Annotated in this window: 18 protein-coding genes; 4 read left to right on the top strand and 14 right to left on the bottom strand. The window is 38.7% G+C overall.

Going from position 1 to position 20,451, the window contains the following annotated elements; genetic code table 11:
- Positions 1-53 precede the first annotated feature (53 nt).
- The 4 genes from MHI10_RS05050 (at position 54) to MHI10_RS05035 (ending at position 2,483) form a co-directional block, all read left to right on the top strand.
- Positions 54-425 (top strand): GntR family transcriptional regulator, encoded by a 372-nt coding sequence (locus tag MHI10_RS05050; protein WP_340783540.1) that lies wholly within the window; start codon positions 54-56, stop codon positions 423-425.
- A gap of 2 nt (positions 426-427) precedes the next feature.
- Positions 428-1,273, top strand: a complete 846-nt coding sequence (locus tag MHI10_RS05045) for an ABC transporter ATP-binding protein (RefSeq protein WP_340783539.1) — start codon at positions 428-430, stop codon at positions 1,271-1,273.
- Positions 1,274-1,464: 191 nt separating this feature from the next.
- Entirely contained in the window at positions 1,465-1,866 is a 402-nt protein-coding gene (locus MHI10_RS05040; RefSeq protein WP_340783538.1) for a hypothetical protein, read from the top strand.
- Positions 1,863-2,483 (top strand): hypothetical protein, encoded by a 621-nt coding sequence (locus tag MHI10_RS05035; protein WP_340783536.1) that lies wholly within the window; start codon positions 1,863-1,865, stop codon positions 2,481-2,483. Before MHI10_RS05040 ends, MHI10_RS05035 begins: the two co-directional genes overlap by 4 nt.
- Positions 2,484-2,525: 42 nt before the next feature.
- Here MHI10_RS05035 and MHI10_RS05030 read toward each other — a convergent pair whose 3' ends face one another.
- From MHI10_RS05030 to MHI10_RS04965, 14 genes are all read right to left on the bottom strand, one after another.
- A complete protein-coding gene (locus tag MHI10_RS05030) occupies positions 2,526-3,752 on the bottom strand; it encodes a M16 family metallopeptidase (RefSeq protein ID WP_340783534.1) in 1,227 nt (408 codons plus the stop codon).
- A 165-nt stretch (positions 3,753-3,917) separates the two neighbouring features.
- Positions 3,918-6,029 carry a polyribonucleotide nucleotidyltransferase gene (gene pnp / locus MHI10_RS05025; RefSeq protein ID WP_340783533.1) on the bottom strand — a complete coding sequence of 704 codons (2,112 nt, stop codon included), beginning with the start codon at positions 6,027-6,029 and terminating at the stop codon, positions 3,918-3,920.
- 218 nt (positions 6,030-6,247) lie between these two features.
- Positions 6,248-6,517, bottom strand: a complete 270-nt coding sequence (gene rpsO, locus MHI10_RS05020; protein WP_340783531.1) for a 30S ribosomal protein S15 — start codon at positions 6,515-6,517, stop codon at positions 6,248-6,250.
- A 135-nt stretch (positions 6,518-6,652) separates the two neighbouring features.
- Positions 6,653-7,603, bottom strand: a complete 951-nt coding sequence (gene ribF, locus MHI10_RS05015) for a riboflavin biosynthesis protein RibF (RefSeq protein ID WP_340783527.1) — start codon at positions 7,601-7,603, stop codon at positions 6,653-6,655.
- A 10-nt stretch (positions 7,604-7,613) separates the two neighbouring features.
- A complete protein-coding gene (gene truB / locus MHI10_RS05010; RefSeq protein ID WP_340783523.1) occupies positions 7,614-8,525 on the bottom strand; it encodes a tRNA pseudouridine(55) synthase TruB in 912 nt (303 codons plus the stop codon).
- Between the two features lie 100 nt (positions 8,526-8,625).
- Positions 8,626-8,970, bottom strand: coding sequence for a 30S ribosome-binding factor RbfA (gene rbfA / locus MHI10_RS05005; RefSeq protein WP_340783521.1), 345 nt, complete (start codon positions 8,968-8,970; stop codon positions 8,626-8,628).
- 51 nt (positions 8,971-9,021) lie between these two features.
- Positions 9,022-9,300, bottom strand: a complete 279-nt coding sequence (locus tag MHI10_RS05000) for a DUF503 domain-containing protein (RefSeq protein WP_340783518.1) — start codon at positions 9,298-9,300, stop codon at positions 9,022-9,024.
- On the bottom strand, positions 9,300-11,594 hold the full coding sequence (gene infB / locus MHI10_RS04995) for a translation initiation factor IF-2 (protein WP_340783515.1): 2,295 nt from the start codon (positions 11,592-11,594) through the stop codon (positions 9,300-9,302). Before infB ends, MHI10_RS05000 begins: the two co-directional genes overlap by 1 nt.
- Before the next feature lie 14 nt (positions 11,595-11,608).
- Positions 11,609-11,917 carry a YlxQ family RNA-binding protein gene (locus tag MHI10_RS04990; RefSeq protein ID WP_340783512.1) on the bottom strand — a complete coding sequence of 103 codons (309 nt, stop codon included), beginning with the start codon at positions 11,915-11,917 and terminating at the stop codon, positions 11,609-11,611.
- On the bottom strand, positions 11,914-12,192 hold the full coding sequence (rnpM, locus tag MHI10_RS04985) for an RNase P modulator RnpM (RefSeq protein WP_340783510.1): 279 nt from the start codon (positions 12,190-12,192) through the stop codon (positions 11,914-11,916). Before rnpM ends, MHI10_RS04990 begins: the two co-directional genes overlap by 4 nt.
- A 39-nt stretch (positions 12,193-12,231) precedes the next feature.
- Positions 12,232-13,359 carry a transcription termination factor NusA gene (nusA, locus tag MHI10_RS04980; protein WP_340783508.1) on the bottom strand — a complete coding sequence of 376 codons (1,128 nt, stop codon included), beginning with the start codon at positions 13,357-13,359 and terminating at the stop codon, positions 12,232-12,234.
- 13 nt (positions 13,360-13,372) lie between these two features.
- Entirely contained in the window at positions 13,373-13,858 is a 486-nt protein-coding gene (gene rimP, locus MHI10_RS04975; RefSeq protein WP_340783506.1) for a ribosome maturation factor RimP, read from the bottom strand.
- A 251-nt stretch (positions 13,859-14,109) separates the two neighbouring features.
- Positions 14,110-18,435 carry a PolC-type DNA polymerase III gene (locus tag MHI10_RS04970; RefSeq protein ID WP_340783505.1) on the bottom strand — a complete coding sequence of 1,442 codons (4,326 nt, stop codon included), beginning with the start codon at positions 18,433-18,435 and terminating at the stop codon, positions 14,110-14,112.
- A gap of 177 nt (positions 18,436-18,612) precedes the next feature.
- The gene (locus tag MHI10_RS04965; RefSeq protein ID WP_340783503.1) at positions 18,613-20,319 is read right to left on the bottom strand and encodes a proline--tRNA ligase; all 1,707 of its coding nucleotides are present in this window, start codon (positions 20,317-20,319) and stop codon (positions 18,613-18,615) included.
- Positions 20,320-20,451 lie beyond the last annotated feature (132 nt).

Here is a 20,451-nt window from a genome sequence, read left to right as displayed (position 1 = left end):
CCTACTGTATACACTGTATATATACAGTTATTTAAATGAGGTGTTTTCTATTTATGCTTATCAAATTGAGCAATGCAAGCAGCCAGCCTATTTATGAACAAATTACAGAACAGCTGAAGCAAGCTATTTTATCTGGCGTGCTCGTTGCGGATGATGCACTTCCTTCCATACGGGCATTAGCAGCTGAATTAAAAATTAGCGTCATGACAACTAAGCGGGCCTATGCCGATTTAGAGCGCGATGGCTTTATTGAAACCGTCGCGGGAAAAGGGAGCTTCGTCTCACAGCGTAATCAAGATTTTTTGCGCGAAGAGTTAGTGAAGCAAATTGAAGGACATTTTACAAAAGCGGTATCCATTGCAAAAATGGCAAATATCCAGTCAGAAGAATTATTTGATTTACTAAACTTATTATTGGAGGAATGATGATGAACGCAATTGAGGTAAAACATGTTTCAAAACAATTTAAAAGTTTTCGATTAAATGATGTTTCCTTTACAGTAGAGTGCGGAACCATTGCGGGCTTCATCGGACAAAATGGCGCGGGGAAATCAACGACTATCAAGCTCATTTTAAATTTACTCAAAAAACAAGCGGGCGACATTTTCATTTTCGGCAAGGACCATCTTTTACATGAGACGGCTTTAAAAGCTCAAATAGGTGTTGTTTTTGATGAACTTCACGTGCCAGATAATCTAACAGTAAAGGAACTCAATCACATTTATTCGAAAGTGTACGCGACATGGGATCGTGATTATTTTTACCTTTTACTCGATCAATTAGATGTGCCTAAATATGATAAAGTGAAGGCGATGTCACGCGGGATGAAGATGAAATTAGGTCTTATTTTAGCCTTGTCCTACCGTCCAAAGCTTCTATTATTAGATGAGCCAACAAGCGGGCTTGATCCGATTGTACGTGATGAAGTGCTTGAGCTACTACTGAAATTTATGGAGAATGATGAACATGCAATTTTATTTTCTTCGCATATTACAAGTGATTTAGAAAAAATTGCGGATACCATTACGTTCATTCATAAAGGGGAAATTTTATTTAGTGAAAATAAGGATGATTTATTATACGGTTACGGCATATGGAAAGGGACGCTCGAGCAAGCAACTGTCTTTCCAAAGCATGCGATTATCGGAAAACTGGACTCGACTTTTGGTGTGAAATATTTAGTGAAGCGAGAATTTGTTAACCAGGTCATTGAATTAGAAAAGCCAACGATTGATGAGCTTATGTTGCTGTACGTAAAGGGGCGAAATGAATGATTTCATTTTTACTTCGTTATTATTTTGATGGATTGGCGAATTGGGTCGTGCTCACACCCCTGTTTCTAACTTTTATTATGGCTATCGGATTTTTTCTAGGTGATTCTCTAGCTATGCTTTTATTAATCACACTTATGAGCTTTAGCGTTGTTTGCATCTATTTTCTCGATTTTCAAAAGGAGCACCAGAAAATGTTCGTGTTATTTCCAGTTCCAAAGAAAACTTTTATGTTAGCGGATTATTTATTTTTAAGTGGAATTGCGCTTTGTTATAGCACGTATTCGGTGTTCATTGGCGCATTTTTTAGCACCTTTTTAGATGGACAACTCGTTTTCCCTTCTGTTACACATTGGCTTATTTTGATTTGTGCAAGCCTTACTTTACTCGCTTTCTATATGATTTTACAGTTAATCAATTTGCAGTTCGTCATGGGGATATTTCCTTTTCTCATTCCAGTATTCATTCCAACTTATGCACCTCATTTAGGACAACTTGCTGATTCGATTCCACTGCTTTTTAGTGTGGCCGTCTTAAGTTTCATATTGAGTATATTAATGACAGGGTATTTTGCTACAAGGAGGGATATTGCATGATTACGATGTTGAAGTTGCACTTTTATTTTTCACGGAAGGTATTAGCTCTTATGGGGTTTTTAGTTCTCGTAGCCTTTGGATTCATTAATTATTTTTGGGGGCAATCCACGTATGATTTATTTACATTCATTTTCCTACTTCAAATAGCATCAATCGGTATTTCATTTTATCATGAAAATCACTTTATGCGCATTTTACGGACAATGCCCATTACAACAAAAGTTTTCATTACAAGCGCTTATGTATTTGCATTCACTATTATAGGAGCAATTGGAATCCCTTTCACGATTCTTCATTTTTACCAAGGTAATGGTATGGACACGGACCCATATATGCCTCATATTTTCTTAGGACTTTTCGCTGTTAGCCTCGTCCATATGGGGATGCAGCTGAAACATTATTTTTCCAATCCCACTTCAAATAAGGTTGGCTTTGACTTATCGAATCTCGTATTTTTATTAGTTGTATTATTTTCACCGCACGCCATTTTTATTTTATTTTTTAATGCCTTTTTCTCGATTAAACTAGGCGGCTTGATCATACCAATCGTAAGCGTTTGGATTTACTACAAGCTTTGCCAATCAGCCATCACAAAGTTTGATCACGCCGAGTTATAAAAAAAACGAATCAGAGTTTCACGAAAAACTCCGATTCATTTTTTATTCATTTTCTGGGCCAATAATCGCGATGGCTGGTTCATTTAATAAAACTTTTGTAATTAAGTCATCAATTGTATCCATCGAGATTGCATCAATATTTGCAAGCACATCATCAACAGTGCGATGATGTTGGTGAATCAGTTCATTCACACCGTTTCGATTCATATGTTCATCTGTACCTTCTAAACCTAGCACGAAACTTCCTTTTAATTGCTCTTTTGCATTTTCAAGTTCGGTTTCCGTGACCCCACCTGCCACGACATCGAATAACGTTTGATCGATTTGCTGCTGCAATGTGTCTAAGTTTTGCTTCGAAGTGGAAGCGTAAATCGTATAGGCACCAACATCTTCATAGCATGATTGATAGCTGAATACCGAATACGCAAGCCCGCGCTCCTCACGCACATCTTGGAATAGGCGTGAGCTCATATTACCACCAATAATATTATTTAACGCGATAAAGCTATACGTTTGTGGATCTTTCACGCCAATTGCTGGGAAAGAAATCGCGATATGTGCTTGCTCGGTATCGCGTGTTTTGACAACTTCGCCCGCTGTGAATGCCGGATAAGAAGGCTGTGCGACTTCTGATTCAGCACTTGCGGAATACGTGCCAAATAATTGTTCAATTGCTTCGATTAAACCATCATTAATATTGCCAGCTACTGAAATGACAACATTTTTTGGACCGTAATGCTTTGCCATATACTTTCGAATCATCGCCTCATCAAATGTTGCCAACGTTTCCGATGTCCCTAAAATCGGGCGTCCTAGTGCATCATTTGGATACATAACGGCCCATAGTTTCTCATGGACATCATCCGCTGGGTCATCCTCACTCATATAAATTTCTTCAAGCACTACTTGACGTTCGCGCCCAATATCTTCTTCCGTAAATAATGAATTGAAAAACATATCTGCTAAAATTTCTACTGCTAGTTCCGCGTGATGGTCTAATACTTTCGCATAATAACAAGTATGCTCTTTCGATGTGAATGCATTGATTTCACCACCGATGCGGTCAAATTGTTCAGCAATTTGGCGTGCTGTTCGATTTTTCGTTCCTTTAAATAGCATATGTTCAATGAAATGCGTAATGCCATTTTCCTCAATCGTTTCATAGCGTGAGCCCGCATTAACCCAAATTCCAACAGATAACGAACGCACATGCGGCATTTGCTCCGCCACAATGCGCACACCGTTCTGACATGTAAGTACTTGTACCATGTAATTCTCCTATCTATCAATTATCAATAATTGAACTATTATTTTTGCAATGTATATATGCGAACTTATATGCAAAAATGCCATTTTGATTGTCGTCAAAATGGCATTTTTAAAGCTCATTATGCATTCATTACGCAATTACGCTGAGGCGTAATTGATAATGAATTATGCTTGCTCTGCACGTTCTTTTTCTTCTTTAACAACAATTTTACGAGATAAGTTTACTCGTCCTTGATTGTCAATTTCGATACATTTCACAAGTAATTGATCGCCCAATTTTAATACGTCTTCTACAGCTTTCGTACGTTCTTCTTGAATTTCTGAAATGTGTAGTAATCCGTCTTTTCCTGGGAAGATTTCACAGAATGCACCGAATTTTTCGATACGCTTAACAGTTGATAAGTAGTACTCGCCAACTTTTGCTTCACGGACGATTGATTCAATAATTTCACGCGCACGGTTAATCATTGCCTCATCTGATGAGGCGATATAAATTGTACCATCTTGCTCTGTATCAATTTTTACGCCCGTTTCATCGATAATTTTATTAATTTGTTTACCACCTGGTCCGATAACGTCACGAATCTTATCAGGATTAATTTTAATCACTGTAATTTTCGGTGCGTATTTAGAAAGTGTTGTGCGAGATTCGTTTAATGTCGCAAGCATTGATTCTAAAATATGCATACGACCGATTTTCGCTTGTGTTAACGCTTCTTCTAAAATATTGCGTGATAAACCGTCAATTTTAATGTCCATTTGAAGTGCTGTTACACCTTTAGCTGTACCTGCAACTTTAAAGTCCATGTCACCAAGGTGATCTTCCATCCCTTGAATGTCCGTTAAAATAGAGTAATGCTCGTCCTTTTTAATAAGACCCATCGCAATACCTGCTACTGGTGCTTTTAAAGGAACACCTGCATCCATCATTGCTAATGTTGATGCACAAATCGATGCTTGAGAAGTTGAACCATTTGATTCTAATACTTCCGATACGCAACGAATTGTATATGGGAATGCCTCTTCATCTGGAATAACCGCTAGTAATGCGCGCTCCCCTAATGCACCGTGACCGATTTCACGACGACCTGGACCACGAATTGGGCCTGTTTCCCCTACTGAGAATTGAGGGAAGTTATAATGATGCATCCAACGTTTCGATTCTTCTGCACCAATACCATCAATAATTTGTACATCACCTAAAGCACCTAATGTACAAATTGATAGCGCTTGTGTTTGACCACGAGTGAATAATGCTGAACCATGCGTACGATCTAATAGACCTACTTCAGAAGAAAGGGCACGGATTTCATCTAATTTACGACCATCTGGACGTACTTTATCTTCCGTAATTAAACGACGAACTTCATCTTTGACCATTTGATCTAAAATGCCTTTTACTTGCTTCATCGTCTCATCCGTTACTTCTTGCTCTACATAAGAAGTAATGATGCGTTCTTTTACAACATTGATTGCTTCTTCGCGTGCATGCTTTTCAACTGTTTGAATCGCAGTGTTCATTTCTGATTCACAAGCAGCTTTAATATCCGCTGTTAATTGCGCATCTAATTCGTAAAGTACTACTTCTACTTTTTCCTTTCCAACTGCTGCTACAATTTCTTCTTGGAAAGCGATTAAGTTCTTGATTTCGTCATGACCAAACATAATTGCTTCAAGCATGATTTCTTCTGTAACTTCTAATGCACCCGCTTCAACCATGTTGATGCCGTCTTTATTACCTGCTACTGTTAATTGAATTGTTGATTTTGCAGCTTGCTCTGTTGTTGGATTGATTACAAATTCGCCATCAATGTATCCAACATGTACGCCCGCAATTGGTCCGTCAAAAGGAATATTTGAAACAGCTAATGCTAATGAAGAACCAAACATAGCTGCTACATCTGAAGGGTTGTTTTGGTCATTTGACATAACCATTGAAATGACTTGTACTTCGTTACGGAAGCCTTCCGGGAACATCGGACGAATTGGACGGTCGATTAAACGAGACGCTAAAATAGCTGACTCTGATGGACGTCCTTCACGTTTAATGAAGCCTCCTGGAATTTTACCCGCTGCGTATAGTTTTTCTTCATAGTTGACTGTTAATGGGAAAAAATCTAATGCTTTTGGAGATTTTGACATTGTTGCTGTTGATAATACCGCTGTTTCGCCATAGCGCACAAGTGCTGCACCATTTGCTTGTTTTGCTAACTGTCCTACTTCTATTACTAATGGACGGCCAGCCCATTCATACGAAAAGACCTTTTTTTCGTTCATTAAATGAACCCCTTTCTTATTTGAAACACTTGACGTATCTTTTTATGTACTATTAGTTAGTGTATCAAAAAAGCTATTTCTATGCTAAATTTTTTCATTAAAATTATTCAATAATTATATTTAGGAGCATTATAAAATATAAATGATTACGATTTTGCGTTTAAAATGTAGATAAACACAATAAAAAGCGGGAAAAATCCCGCTTTTTTATTGTCAGATTAACGACGTAATCCAAGTTTAGTGATTAATTCACGGTAACGTTGAACGTCTTTTTCACGTAAGAATTTTAATAAGTGACGACGACGACCTACCATTTTAAGAAGACCACGTTGAGAGTGGAAATCCTTTTTGTGAGTTGATAAGTGAGTGTTTAACGCGTTGATTTCTGCAGTTAATACAGCGATTTGTACTTCTGGAGAACCTGTGTCGCTTTCGTGAGTACGGTACTCAGCGATAATTTCGTTTTTACGTAATTGTGTAATTGCCATTTGAAATGACCTCCTAAATTTTATTGTATCCCCACTAGCACAGCAATCGCTGGAGTTGCGGATAGCCGAGCTAAGGTTCGTACGAGCAATTCGTACTTATGGATAATACCATATATAAGTTGTACAAATCAACTATTATGATAGTTGTTCAAAATATTGGATTGCTTGCCCTTTATCTAGTTCGATTTGTTCGATAAGAGCTTCGATTCCATTAAACTTGCGCTCACTGCGAATACGATTGTACCAGCCAACAACAACTTCTTCACCATAAATATTTTTATCAAAATTTAAAATATGCACTTCGATTGATAAACGCTTTTCATCTGGGTTATTAAATGTTGGCTTATATCCAACATTACAGACGCCATTATACCACTCGTTTTGTACTAATATTTTGACAGCATAAACACCTGTTGCCGGTATGTAGCAGCCTTCCATTGCTTGTACATTAGCTGTTGGGAAGCCCATTGTACGCCCTCTTTTATCACCATGTACAACAATTCCTGGAACTTCAAAAGCGCGACCTAATAAGGCACGAACTTGCTCCATGTCACCATCCTGCAAAGATTTGCGAATGCGCGTTGAACTGATTTTATCTTCAACATCCTCTTGCTTTTCGACCATCGTGACACCAAACTTGCCTTGACTCAGTTGCTCCATCATTTGCATATTCCCTTTGCCAAATGCACCAAAAGAAAAATCAAAGCCCGCCGTCACATGCTGAATATTCAAATCTATTATAAAATGTTGAACAAACTGTTCGGGCGTCAACTTAGCAAAATCCGATGTAAAGTTCACGACAAATACAGTATCTACCCCTAAAGTTGTTAATGTATCTAACTTTTGAGCTAGCGGTGTAATGTAGAACACTTTCTCATTGCGTCCACCAAGTACAATTGACGGATGTGGATCAAATGTCATAAGCGCCGATTTAATACCAAGTTGCTGTGCTTTCTCTTTTGCTTTTTGAATAACTGCCTGATGTCCTTTATGCACACCATCAAAAAAACCAACCGCTAAAGAATATGCTTCAGCATGCTGCTCTCCGTTCAATTGATGTGGATATTTTAAATGTATAACGTTCATACTGTGCCTCCTAATCTAGTTCGGGAAACATTTTATCCGGCTTCATTTGGTCTAATTTTGTCGGATGCGCGATATATACCGCAAATGCTCTTCCTGCTACCCCATATACAATCTTATCATGTTCCTTTAATAATGCATGGATTGGGAGCACTTGTCCATTAAAAATTTGCTTTTCGATATCCGCTGTTATTTCAATATAAGGATAATCGGAAAGTGCATATTCCACTGGTAATAAAAATTGTTGTGACTGCCCCGCTTCCATTAATTCAGCAACTTCAGCAAGCGTCAAACAATTTTCCTTTGTAAACGTACCCGATGCCGTGCGAACAAGTTCATGCATATGAGCAGGGAATCCTAATGCTTCACCGATTTGAACGGCAAGTGTACGAATATACGTCCCTTTTGAACATTTAATTCGAATGGAAAAATGAACTTCTTCGCCTTCAAATTTTTGTGCATCATCTAAAAGTTCAAGCTCGTAAATTGTAATTTTTCGTGTAGGTCGTTCCACTGTTTGACCTGCACGAGCATATTCGTATAATCTTTTACCATTTACTTTTACTGCGGAGAACATCGGTGGCGTCTGTTCAATTTCCCCCGTTAAAGATTCAAGTGCTTGTAAAATCTGTGCACGATTCCATGATTTAAACGTTTCATCTTGTGCTACCGTTTCACCTTCTGCATCCTCAGTTGTTGTTGTACGTCCGATTGAAATAACTGCTTCATATGTTTTCCCTGTATCTGTTAAATATTCTGCAATTCGGGTTGCTTGTCCAATACATATTGGTAAAACGCCTTCTACACCAGGGTCTAACGTACCCGTATGCCCTACTTTTTTTGTCTTTAAAATTTTTCGAAGTTTAAAAACGCAGTCATGACTCGTCATTCCGCGCTCTTTCCATAATGGAAGTATGCCATTCATCGCTGTGAACGTCCCCTTTATCTATTGATTAATGGTCTTACTGGATAAAAAACAAAAAACCTGCCTGCATAAAATATGCAGTGCAGGCTTTTGTTGCATTTTATTGTTTTTCGTGTAAACCACGAAGCAATGCATCGATTTTATTTCCATACTCGATTGCTGTATCGAACTCGAAAAGTAACTCTGGTGTACGGCGCAAACGAATGCGAGAGCCGATTTCTGAACGGATAAATCCAGATGCTTTTTCTAAAGCTTTCAGTGTTTCTGCACGCTCGCGTTCATTGCCTAAAGATGTGATATACACAGTTGCTTGCTGTAGGTCACCCGTAACAGCTACTTCTGTTACAGTCACAAATCCTACGCGCGGATCTTTAATTTTGCGTCCGATAATTTCACCAAGTTCTTTTTTCATTTGTTCACCAACACGGTTAGAACGTAGAGACATAAAAGTCACCTCATTTTACGACTAAGTTGCCATTATGTGAATGGACTTTTGTTATAAATATTCCCGATAAAATTCGAGTTGTTCCCATTGTGGGTTTGACTGTAAAAAAGAGAGGGCATGCATGAGCTCTCGTTCCGCAGCATCTTTTGAAGAAGCGACGGACACGAGTGCTAATCTTGTGCGTTGCCACACATTTTGATGGTCAATTTCAGCAACGGAAACATTAAATTTTTGTTTTGTTCGGGTCACCATTCTTTGGAGAACAGCGCGTTTTTCTTTCAATGAGTGGGCAGCAGGAATCATGAATTCAACTTCTGCATATACAATCATTATTTACGGATAATTTCTTCCATAATGAATGCTTCAATGATGTCGCCTTCTTTAACATCATTGTAGTTTTTAATTGTAATACCACACTCATAGCCTCTTGCTACCTCTTTTGCATCATCTTTGAAGCGTTTTAATGAATCTAAGTCGCCTTCAAAAATAACAACGTTTTCACGGATAACACGAACGCCTGCGTCACGAACGATTTTTCCTTCGATAACGTAAGAACCAGCGATTGTACCAACTTTCGATACTTTAATAACTTGACGAACTTCTGCTTGACCAACGATTTTCTCTTCGTATTCTGGGTCTAACATACCTTTCATCGCTTGTTCGATTTCTTCAATTACTTTATAAATAATACGGTGTTGACGAATATCAACGCCTTCTTCTTCTGCTGCACGCTTCGCATTTGTATCTGGACGTACGTTGAAACCAATTACGATTGCATTTGAAGCTGCCGCAAGAGAGATATCTGATTCAGTAATTGCACCTGCACCCGTGTGGATAATTTTAACGTTTACACCTTCAACTTCAATTTTCATTAATGATGAGGCCATTGCTTCCACAGTACCTTGTACGTCTGCTTTTACGATTAAGTTTAGCTCTTTCATTTCGCCTTGGCTCATTTGTTCGAATAAGTTATCAAGCGTTACACGTTGCTTTTCAGAACGTTGTGCTTGAATCGCTGTCATTGAACGAGACTCACCAACTTGACGAGCTGTTTTTTCATCTTGGAATACAACGAAACGGTCACCCGCTTGTGGTACTTCATTTAAGCCAGTAACTTCAATCGGCATAGATGGACCGGCTGCTTTAATACGGCGACCGATGTCATTTACCATTGCACGTACACGACCATATGCATGACCTACTACGATTGGGTCACCAACACGTAATGTACCATCTTGAACAAGTAATGTTGCTACCGCCCCACGACCTTTATCAAGTTGTGCTTCGATCACTGTACCAATTGCTGTACGAGTTGGATTCGCTTTTAATTCACCTACTTCAGAAACTAATAAAATCATTTCTAAAAGTTGGTCAATTCCTTCGCCTTTTAACGCTGAAATTGGTACGAAGATTGTATCTCCACCCCATGCTTCAGGCACTAAACCGTGCTCTGTTAACTCTTGTTGTACACGATCCGGATTAGCAGTTGGTTTATCCATTTTGTTGATTGCTACGATAATTGGAACTTCCGCTGCTTTCGCGTGGTTAATCGCTTCAACAGTTTGAGGCATAACACCGTCATCCGCTGCTACGACAATAATCGCGATATCCGTAATCGAAGCACCGCGCGCACGCATTGTTGTGAATGCTGCGTGTCCCGGAGTATCTAAGAATGAAATTTTCTTTCCGTTAATTTCAACTTGGTATGCACCGATATGTTGTGTAATACCACCTGCTTCACCCGCTGTTACTTTCGTTTTACGGATTGAGTCAAGTGTTGAAGTTTTACCATGGTCAACGTGCCCCATAATTGTAACAACTGGTGGACGCTCTTCTAAAGCATTTTCGTCCACTTCTACGATTGTTTCATCGAAGTACGTATCAAGGTCTGTTTTGTCGATACGGATTTCTTCTTCAACTTCTACACCATAGTCTGCACAAATTAATTCGATTGCATCCTTATCTAATTCTTGGTTAATTGTTGCCATTACACCAAGCATAAATAATTTTTTGATGATTTCTGATGGTTCACGGTGTAATTTTTTTGCTAATTCAGCTACTGATAAGCTTTCATAGAATGTAATTTTTTCTGGTAATTCTTTTTGTACCATTGGTTGTGGTGCTGGACGATTCGTACGACGTTTACCACCATTAATACCTGGTCTTCTACGTTGTTGGAAACCGCCTTTATTGTTACTGTTGTTATTTGGGTTGCCGCCTTTGCGGTTATTATTTGTATTTTGAGTCATATTTCTGTTTTGGTTACCTTTTGCATTCTTTTGTTTTTCGCCCTGTTGCGATTGTGGTTGCCCTGTGGCAGTGTTTGATTTCTTTGGTTGATCATTCGTTGCATTAGATTGTTGACGTACTTGATTTTCTTTTTTCGGTTGTCCTTGTTGCGCTTTTGGTGTTTCATTGGCAGCTTTGCCAGTTGGTTTCATTGAAGTATTCTTTGTTGGCTCTGCTACTTGCTTAAAGACAGAATCAAGTTTCGAAACAGTTTCAACATCAATGACCGCCATGTGATTTTTCACAGGTTGATCAATTTTTGTCAAATGGTCAATAATTTCCTTACTCGTCTTGTTTACCTTTTTCGCATATTCATGAACTCTTACTTTGCTCATCTGCTCACCCCCGATTAATTTTCGTTGAGTAGACTAGACATTTTTTTAGCAAATCCGCTATCAGTAATAGCAATCGCTACCCGCGCTTCCTTCCCGGTAGCATGTCCAAGATCATAACGATCCCCAAAAATATAATACTCAACGTTGTAAAACGTACATTTATCTTGAATTTTTTTACTAGTATTATTGGAAGCATCCGATGCAAGTAAAACTAACTTTGCTTTTCCACCGCGAATTTCCTTGACCACTAGTTCTTCTCCAGAAATTGTTTTTCGTGCACGTGCCGCTAAACCTAACAGCTGTAATAATGCGGGTTTATTCATATGATAGACTCCCTACGAATAAGGGTCAATAATTCTTCATATATCTCATCCGGCACTTTTGCATCAAGCTGGCGATCTAAAATATTCTTTTTACGTGCAATGTCAACAGCTGCTTCTGCTTTTGAAACATAGGCTCCACGCCCAGCTTTTTTCCCCGTCACATCAACGCTTACTTCGCCTTCCTTTGAACGGACGACACGAATCATTGATTTTTTCGGCAACATTTCACCTGTTGCAACGCATTTTCGTAATGGAACTTTTTTGTTTACAGCCATTTTACTCACCCTCCTTACAAAGCGCCTACGAATGATGGATTATTCTTCGTCATCACCATATAAGTCAAAAACAACTTCTTGTGAATCTTCTTGAGGAATAAATGTGCTCGTTTCTGAAGGATAAATCCCTAATTCACGTGCATCTGTTTCGCTCTTTATATCAATCTTCCACCCCGTTAACTTTGCAGCTAAACGAGCATTTTGACCACGTTTACCAATTGCAAGAGATAATTGATAATCTGGTACTACGACTGTTGTTGACTTTTCTTCTTCATTTACTTGAACGTCTAAAACTTTTGAAGGACTTAGCGCATTTGCTACAAATACGACCGGATCCTCAGACCATTCAACAATGTCAATTTTTTCGCCATTTAATGCATTGACAATCGTTTGTACACGTGCACCTTTTGCACCAACACATGAACCTACTGGATCCACTTCTTCGTTATGTGCATAAACTGAAATTTTAGAGCGGTCTCCAGCTTCACGTGCAATTGATTTCACTTCTACTGTACCATCATAAATTTCCGGTACTTCCATTTCAAATAGGCGACGTAATAAACCTGGATGAGTACGAGATACAATTACTTGTGGACCACGAGTTGTACGTTCTACCTTCGTAATATAAACACGAATACGTGATTGTGGCTTATAAACTTCACCTTGAATTTGCTCATTTACAGGTAATGCAGCCTCTACTTTACCGATGCTAACGTAAATATTACGTGCATCTTGACGTTCAATAACACCTGTAACAATATCATCTTCACGGTCTACATATTCTTCATAAATAAGACCGCGCTCTGCTTCACGAACGCGTTGTGTAACAACTTGTTTCGCAGTTTGTGCGGCAATACGACCAAAATTACGAGGTGTTACTTCTTCTTCTACAACGTCACCAATTTCATAAGCTGCATTAATATATTTCGCATCTTCTAATGCGATTTCTAAACGTTCATCTTCTACATCTTCTACCACGTCTTTGCGTGAATAAACAACCATTGAACCTGTATCAAGATTCAAGTCTACACGCACATTTTGCGCTTGGTTGAAGTTGCGTTTATAAGCTGTAACTAAAGCGGCTTCAATCGCCTCAATTAATACATCTCTTGAAATACCTTTTTGCTCCTCTAGGGCAGTTAGGGCATCTAGTAATTCACTACTCATTTTGTTTTCACTCCTAAATTTGCTTATCTGAAAAATCAATGGCAAGTCGGGCTTGCGCAATTTTTTCTTTGTCAATTTGTACTGTTAATTTACGTGTCTTAATACGGATTTCAATTTCTAAATATGTTTCAGTATATGCACGTAAATAACCAAGGAATTCTTTTAAATCCTTTATTGGTTCATAAGTCTTCACATAAATATATTTGCCAATTGCATTCTCGAAGTCCTCTTGCTTTTTTAACGGGCGTTCTGCACCTGGTGAAGAAACTTCTAAATAATAGTTTTGCTCGATTGGATCATTTTCATCCAGTTTTTCGCTTAAGCGTTCACTTACTTGAGCGCATTGTAAAATGTCAATGCCGCCTGTATGTGTGTCTACATAAACACGAAGGAACCAGTCGCGTCCTTCTTTTATGAACTCGACGTCAACTAATTCTAACTCAAGTTCTTCAACGATTGGTGTCACTAGCTCTTCAATGATCGACGTAATTTTGCTCATCGTATCCTCCTTACGCCACTGTTTAACAAGTTCAAAAAATCTAACATCTTTATAGATTGCGAAGATTTTTGTTCAAACAGGACGAATTTTCATTGAAAAATTTGTGTAAATAGTTGTCTAAACAACAGAAAAGAGCGGGAAATCCCACTCTTTTGCTGGCGAACTATCAACAAATTATTACGTTTAGCATAGCACAAAGCCATTTTGATTGCAAATTTTGCTACTTATCGAAACTTTCACTTGGTTTCCTATTAGAAAAGCGATAATTGGTTCGCATCTGGCATTCCTTCTAAACATCCGAGGTCATCCATATACTCAATCAATGTTTTCGAAACACGACCACGTTGTTGCAAGTCCTCTTTTGACAAGAACTCACCATTTTTACGTGCTTCGACAATCTGTTTCGCCACGTTTGTACCGAGTCCTGGAATCGAATCAAATGGTGGAATGAGTGAATTGCCTTCAATGATAAATTCACTTGCATGAGAACGATATAAATCAATCTTTTTAAAGTTCATTCCACGCTCACACATTTCTAAAGCAATTTCCATTACAGTTAGTAAACTTTTTTCTTTAGGTGCTGCATCCAAACCTTTCATGTTGATTTCATCGACTTTTTTGCGAATCATGACTGAACCTTGTGTCATAGCGATTAAATCAAAATCAGATGCTCGCACTGTAAAGTACGCCGCATAATATAAAATTGGGTGATGTACTTTAAACCAAGCAATACGGACCGCCATTAATACATAGGCAGCAGCGTGGGCTTTCGGGAACATGTATTTGATCTTTTTACATGAGTCGATATACCACTCTGGTACTTTCTTCGCGCGCATTTCGGCTTCCATATCATCGGATAACCCTTTCCCCTTACGCACCGATTCCATAATTTTAAAGGCAAACGATGGTTCAAGGTCTTGGTAAATTAAATACACCATAATATCATCACGGCAACCAATTACTTCGGATAAAACACAGGTACCATCTTTAATCAAATCAGCAGCATTCCCTAACCATACGTCCGTTCCGTGTGACAGCCCTGAGATTTGCACGAGCTCACTAAATGTAGATGGTTTCGTTTCTTCAAGCATTTGGCGAACGAACTTAGTCCCGAATTCTGGAATGCCTAGCGTCCCTGTTTTTGTGCCAATTTGCTTTTCCGTTACACCGAGCGATTTCGTTGAACTAAAAATTTCCATAACAATCGGATCATCGGTCGGGATTGTTTTTGGATCAATGCCCGATAAATCTTGTAGCATACGAATAACCGTTGGATCATCGTGCCCTAGAATATCAAGTTTCAAAATATTATCGTGAATCGAGTGGAAATCAAAATGTGTCGTTTTCCATTCAGCATCCTGTGCATCTGCAGGGAATTGGATTGGTGTAAAATCATAAATATCCATATAGTCTGGTACAACAATAATTCCCCCCGGGTGTTGTCCTGAATTTCGTTTTACCCCGGTACAGCCTTGTACAAGTCGATCCACTTCTGCATTACGATAAGTAATGCCATGATCGTTGCCATAACCTTTCACATAGCCATAAGCCGTTTTTTCAGCAACTGTTCCTATCGTACCGGCACGATATACATAATCTTCCCCGAACAGTACTTTCGTATAGTTATGGGCTTGTGGTTGGTACTCACCTGAGAAGTTCAAATCGATGTCGGGTACCTTATCTCCTTTGAATCCTAGGAATGTTTCGAACGGAATATCATGCCCGTCTTTTTTATATTGCTCACCACATTTTGGACATTCTTTATTCGGTAAGTCATAACCTGATGCGACAGTACCATCTGCAATAAATTCGGAATGCTTACAGTTCGGACATACATAATGTGGAGGCAATGGATTCACTTCGGTAATTTCCATAAAGGTTGCGACAAGTGAAGAACCTACCGAACCACGCGATCCAACTAAGTAGCCATCCGCTAATGATTTTTTCACGAGCTTTGCTGAAATTAAATAAATTACCCCAAAACCGTGACCTAAAATCGATTTTAATTCCTTATCAATACGCGCTTGCACAATTTCCGGTAAAGTCTCTCCGTATATTTCATGTGCCATTTCATACGTTAAGTTCGTTACTTCATCATCAGAACCTTCAATTTTCGGCGTATATAAGTCGTCTTTAATCGGTTTAACATCACCAATCATATCGGCAACAAGGTGTGTATTCGTCACAACGACCTCTTTTGCTAAATCGGGGCCTAAAAAATCAAATTCCTTCAACATATCATCGGTCGTACGGAAATGAACTTTCGGTAAAGGCTGGCGATTTAATGGATTCGCACCACCCATAGAGCCAATTAAAATTTGACGGAACTTGGCATCTGTTTCATGTAAATAATGTACATTACCTGTTGCAACGACCGGCAAATTCAATTTTTTACCGAGCTTGACAATACGACGAATAATGTCTTCTAACGCCCACTCATCATGCACGGTTCCACCATCAACTAGCTGCGAATAAACCGGTTTTGGCATCACTTCTAAATAATCATAAAACTGCGCAATTCGTTCCGCTTCTTCTGGGGTTTTATTCATCATCGTTTCGAATAACTCACCGTTCGAGCAACCCGAGCCGATAATTAAACCTTCACGATACTTTTGCAAGTCCGAACGACGTATCCGTGGTACGCGATAAAATGTTTGGGTATGTGAAATGGTAATAAGCTTAAACATATTTTTCAATCCTGCATCATCTACCGCTAAAACTGTACAGTGGCTTGGACGGGCTTGCTTATACCCTTCTTCCCCTCCGACATGATCATTTAATTCATTTAAATTTCGAATACCTAAATCTGCCGTTTGCTTCAGTAGATGAAGCAATAATTCCCCTGTCGCTTCCGTATCATAAATCGCACGGTGATGTTGCGTTAATTCGATATTATATTTTTTCGTTAACGTTTTTAAACTATGTGACTTTTGTGTAGGGTTGACTAAGCGGGATAACTCCACGGTATCAATACCCGGATGTCGTACATGTCCCAAGCCCGCTTTTTTATAAGCAACATAAAGGAAACCTAAGTCGAATGCTGCATTATGCGCTACAACGACTGAATCACCAATAAAATCATGGAATTCTGTAATAACTTCTTCAATTTCTGGCGCATTCACAAGCATATCATCCGTAATATGCGTCAATTCTATAATTTTTGCCGTTAATTTGCGATGTGGATTCGAAAAGCGCTCAAACGTATCGAGCACTTGGCCATTTTTGATTTTAACAGCAGCTAATTCAATAATGGTGTCATACACATTGGAAAAACCTGTCGTTTCCACGTCAAATACAACATAAGTAGTATCCTCTAGTGGTGAATCAATCGGGTCATAAGCAATTGGTTTTCCATCGTCTACTAAGTTCACCTCTACACCATAAATGACTTTAATGCCGTTTTTCTTTCCGGCAGAATAAGCTTCTGGGAAAGATTGAACGACGGCATGGTCTGTAATGGCAATGGCAGGGTGTCCCCATTTCGCGGCCTGTGCGACTAATTTATCGACAGGTGTCATTGCATCCATTTGGCTCATCGGCGTATGTAGATGCAATTCCACACGTTTCTCACCTTCTGGAGCATGATCTTTACGCGGTTCTTTTTTGATTTCATTAATATCTTTTACCATCATGACTAAATCACGTGCGAATGTATCCATTTGGATAGAGCCGCGTAGTCTTACCCACATTCCTTTACTAATCATGTTCATTTTCGCCACTTCTTCATCGCTATTTGAGAACATTTTGACCATCAAGGAATCTGTATAATCCGATACTTTTATTTCAAGAAGTGAGCGACCACTGCGCAATTCTTTTACATCTACTGCAAAAATAAATCCTTCAATAATAATCGAGCGTTCTTCTTCTAAAATTGTACGAATTTCCGTTGATTCTGCATTTTTGATTAGAGCACCTAATTGGAATGCGACATCGCTCGTTACTGCGCCTGGGTTGTCTGCCTTTTCCTTTTCTCGCATTGCAAAGTCTGCCATCGCCTGTTTCGATAAACGTTCTTCTTCTTCTTGTCGTTGCATATAAAACGCTTCTTGCTGTGCAATAAATTCTTCGGATTCCTCTACAAGCTTGAACTCTAGTGGGATATGTGGGAAACCAAATGCGCGGTATGAATCAGCAATTTTATCGGTATATTTCGCCTTCAATGCTAAAAATTCCACTTCTAGCATTGAAGTGACAACAAGCTTATGACCTGTCCACTTAGGTACTTGCTTCGATAAATTTTCACGTAATAAAGGTGACATATCCGCAATTTGTTCAATCGCAGGGTACCAATAATCTAAAATATGCTGCTCGTTAACAACGGGATTAAATGAGTCAATCGTTAATAAAACAGATGCAATATGAGAAAACTTTTCTGCCATCCTCATTCGTAATAATTGATATACTTCGAAAGGCAAAATATTGTTCACCTTTATTTTAAAGTGCCATAGACGTTTCTTTTTATGAACCGTTACTCGTTCCAGCTCACCTTTTTCAAAGAAGGACATATAGACGTCATCTGTTAGTTCAAGTTGTTGTAACAGAAGTAAGAACTTTTGTTTTGCCTCCTGTTGTGCCAATTCGTTCACCTTCCTAATTTAATTCATTTTATTTAATTTAAGTTTCTCCTAAAAAACAAAACTCACGCCAAAATAGCGCGAGTTGCTGTTTTTTATATAGTTACTAGTAAACATTATCCGAGATAATCAATCAAAATCCATCATTTAGTTTTGATTTGCTATCTTTTCACTAGTAAATTAGTTTTTACGGAAATATTCGTTTAAGCGGTCAAATACTTCTTCTTTTGCCCACTCAGCCGATTCACCAGTTGTACGGAATTTCACTTCTACAATACCTTCTGACGCTTTTTTACCAACAGTAATACGCACTGGTAAGCCAATTAAATCCGCATCTGCAAATTTAACACCTGCACGCTCTGCACGATCATCATAAAGAACATCATAGCGATATGATTTTAATAAACCGTATAATTCATCCGATAACTGAACTTGCGCTTCATCCTTTGTATTTACAGTTACTAAATGAACATCATATGGCGCCAATTGATTCGGCCATGTAAAGCCATTATCATCTTGGAATTGTTCAGCAACTGCTGCAAGTATACGAGAAACCCCGATACCATAGCAGCCCATAATGAATGGTTTTGCCTTGCCTTGCTCATCTAAAAACGTTGCATTCATTTTTTCTGAATACGTCGTACCAAGTTTAAAGATATGGCCTACTTCAATACCTTCAGCAAATTTAATGATACCTTGTCCATCTGGTGAAGGGTCTCCCTCTTGAATAAAGCGAATATCTTCATAAGAAGCAACGGCAAAGTCACGTTCCGGATTGACATTTAATAAGTGGAAGCCGTCTTCATTTGCCCCAGCAACACCGTTACAAATTGATTTAATCGCATTATCTGCAATTACTTTCACATTTAACGGTAATTTAACCGGACCAATTGAACCTGGTGCACAGCCTAGTAATTCTTTAATTGCCGCATCTTCTGCAAGCTCTACTGATGCTGCACCTAATGCATTTTTCAATTTAATATCATTGATTTCGTGATCGCCACGCGCTAATACAATAACTAGCTCTTCATCAATATTAAATACTAGTGTTTTGATCACATTTGAAGCGTCAACATTTAAGAATGAAGATACTTCTTCAATTGTCTTTTGATCTGGTGTTGCCACTTTTTCAATCGCACTTTTCGGCGTATCAGGCGTTGTGTATTCTACGACAACTTCCGCCATTTCGATATTTGCTGCGTAATCTGAAGTGTCTGAGTAAGCGATTGTATCTTCCCCAATTTCAGATAATACCATGAACTCATGTGTCCCTTTACCACCGATTGAACCTGCATCCGCGATTACTGCACGGAAGTTTAAGCCAAGGCGAGTAAAGATGTTCGAATAAGCACGGTACATATCATCATATGTTGCATCTAAAGATTCACGAGATGAATGGAATGAATACGCATCTTTCATAATAAATTCGCGTCCGCGTAATAATCCGAAGCGTGGACGTTTTTCATCGCGGAATTTTGTTTGAATTTGGTATAGTGTTAAAGGTAATTTTTTGTACGATTTAATTTCGTCACGCACTAATGTTGTAATCACTTCTTCATGTGTTGCACCTAATGCGAAATCACGATCATGACGGTCTTTTAAACGCATTAATTCTGGACCGTATGCTTCCCAGCGACCTGATTCTTGCCAAAGTTCAGCTGCTTGCATGGCAGGCATTAATAGTTCGACGGAATGAATCGCTTCCATCTCTTCGCGCACAATTTGTTCAATTTTTGTTAGTACGCGTTTCGCTAATGGTAAATACGAGTAAATACCTGATGCATTTTGACGAATAAAACCTGCGCGTAAAAGAAGACGGTGTGATTTCACATCTGCATCTGATGGGTTTTCACGTAATGTTGGAATAAACGTTAAACTTTGTTTCATAAAAGAGTGCCACCTTTATATTTCATAATTATTTAGTAATAGATCAAAACATCTTACCCAATCTATAATTGAATAAGATAACAAATTCAATTGTTGCTTAAGAAATTCTACCTTCTTATATACTAATAAAAT

It is taken from the genome of Solibacillus sp. FSL K6-1523 (genome assembly GCF_038005225.1).
Taxonomy (GTDB): domain Bacteria; phylum Bacillota; class Bacilli; order Bacillales_A; family Planococcaceae; genus Solibacillus.
Note: the sequence above shows the minus strand (reverse complement) of the source record. Positions and strands in the feature narration are given on the sequence as shown.

Bases quoted from the DNA above. Each gene is read 5' to 3' on its own strand.
- MHI10_RS04965 (WP_340783503.1), bottom strand. From the start codon at position 20,319: ATGAAACAAAGTTTAACGTTTATTCCAACATTACGTGAAAACCCATCA.
- MHI10_RS05045 (WP_340783539.1), top strand. From the start codon at position 428: ATGAACGCAATTGAGGTAAAACATGTTTCAAAACAATTTAAAAGTTTT.
- rnpM (WP_340783510.1), bottom strand. From the start codon at position 12,192: ATGGCTGTAAACAAAAAAGTTCCATTACGAAAATGCGTTGCAACAGGT.
- MHI10_RS05000 (WP_340783518.1), bottom strand. From the start codon at position 9,300: ATGATTGTATATGCAGAAGTTGAATTCATGATTCCTGCTGCCCACTCA.
- MHI10_RS04990 (WP_340783512.1), bottom strand. From the start codon at position 11,917: ATGAATAAACCCGCATTATTACAGCTGTTAGGTTTAGCGGCACGTGCA.
- nusA (WP_340783508.1), bottom strand. From the start codon at position 13,359: ATGAGTAGTGAATTACTAGATGCCCTAACTGCCCTAGAGGAGCAAAAA.
- infB (WP_340783515.1), bottom strand. From the start codon at position 11,594: ATGAGCAAAGTAAGAGTTCATGAATATGCGAAAAAGGTAAACAAGACG.
- ribF (WP_340783527.1), bottom strand. From the start codon at position 7,603: ATGAACGTTATACATTTAAAATATCCACATCAATTGAACGGAGAGCAG.
- rimP (WP_340783506.1), bottom strand. From the start codon at position 13,858: ATGAGCAAAATTACGTCGATCATTGAAGAGCTAGTGACACCAATCGTT.
- pnp (WP_340783533.1), bottom strand. From the start codon at position 6,029: ATGAACGAAAAAAAGGTCTTTTCGTATGAATGGGCTGGCCGTCCATTA.
- rpsO (WP_340783531.1), bottom strand. From the start codon at position 6,517: ATGGCAATTACACAATTACGTAAAAACGAAATTATCGCTGAGTACCGT.
- MHI10_RS05030 (WP_340783534.1), bottom strand. From the start codon at position 3,752: ATGGTACAAGTACTTACATGTCAGAACGGTGTGCGCATTGTGGCGGAG.
- MHI10_RS05040 (WP_340783538.1), top strand. From the start codon at position 1,465: ATGTTCGTGTTATTTCCAGTTCCAAAGAAAACTTTTATGTTAGCGGAT.
- MHI10_RS05035 (WP_340783536.1), top strand. From the start codon at position 1,863: ATGATTACGATGTTGAAGTTGCACTTTTATTTTTCACGGAAGGTATTA.
- rbfA (WP_340783521.1), bottom strand. From the start codon at position 8,970: ATGTCTCTACGTTCTAACCGTGTTGGTGAACAAATGAAAAAAGAACTT.
- truB (WP_340783523.1), bottom strand. From the start codon at position 8,525: ATGAATGGCATACTTCCATTATGGAAAGAGCGCGGAATGACGAGTCAT.
- MHI10_RS05050 (WP_340783540.1), top strand. From the start codon at position 54: ATGCTTATCAAATTGAGCAATGCAAGCAGCCAGCCTATTTATGAACAA.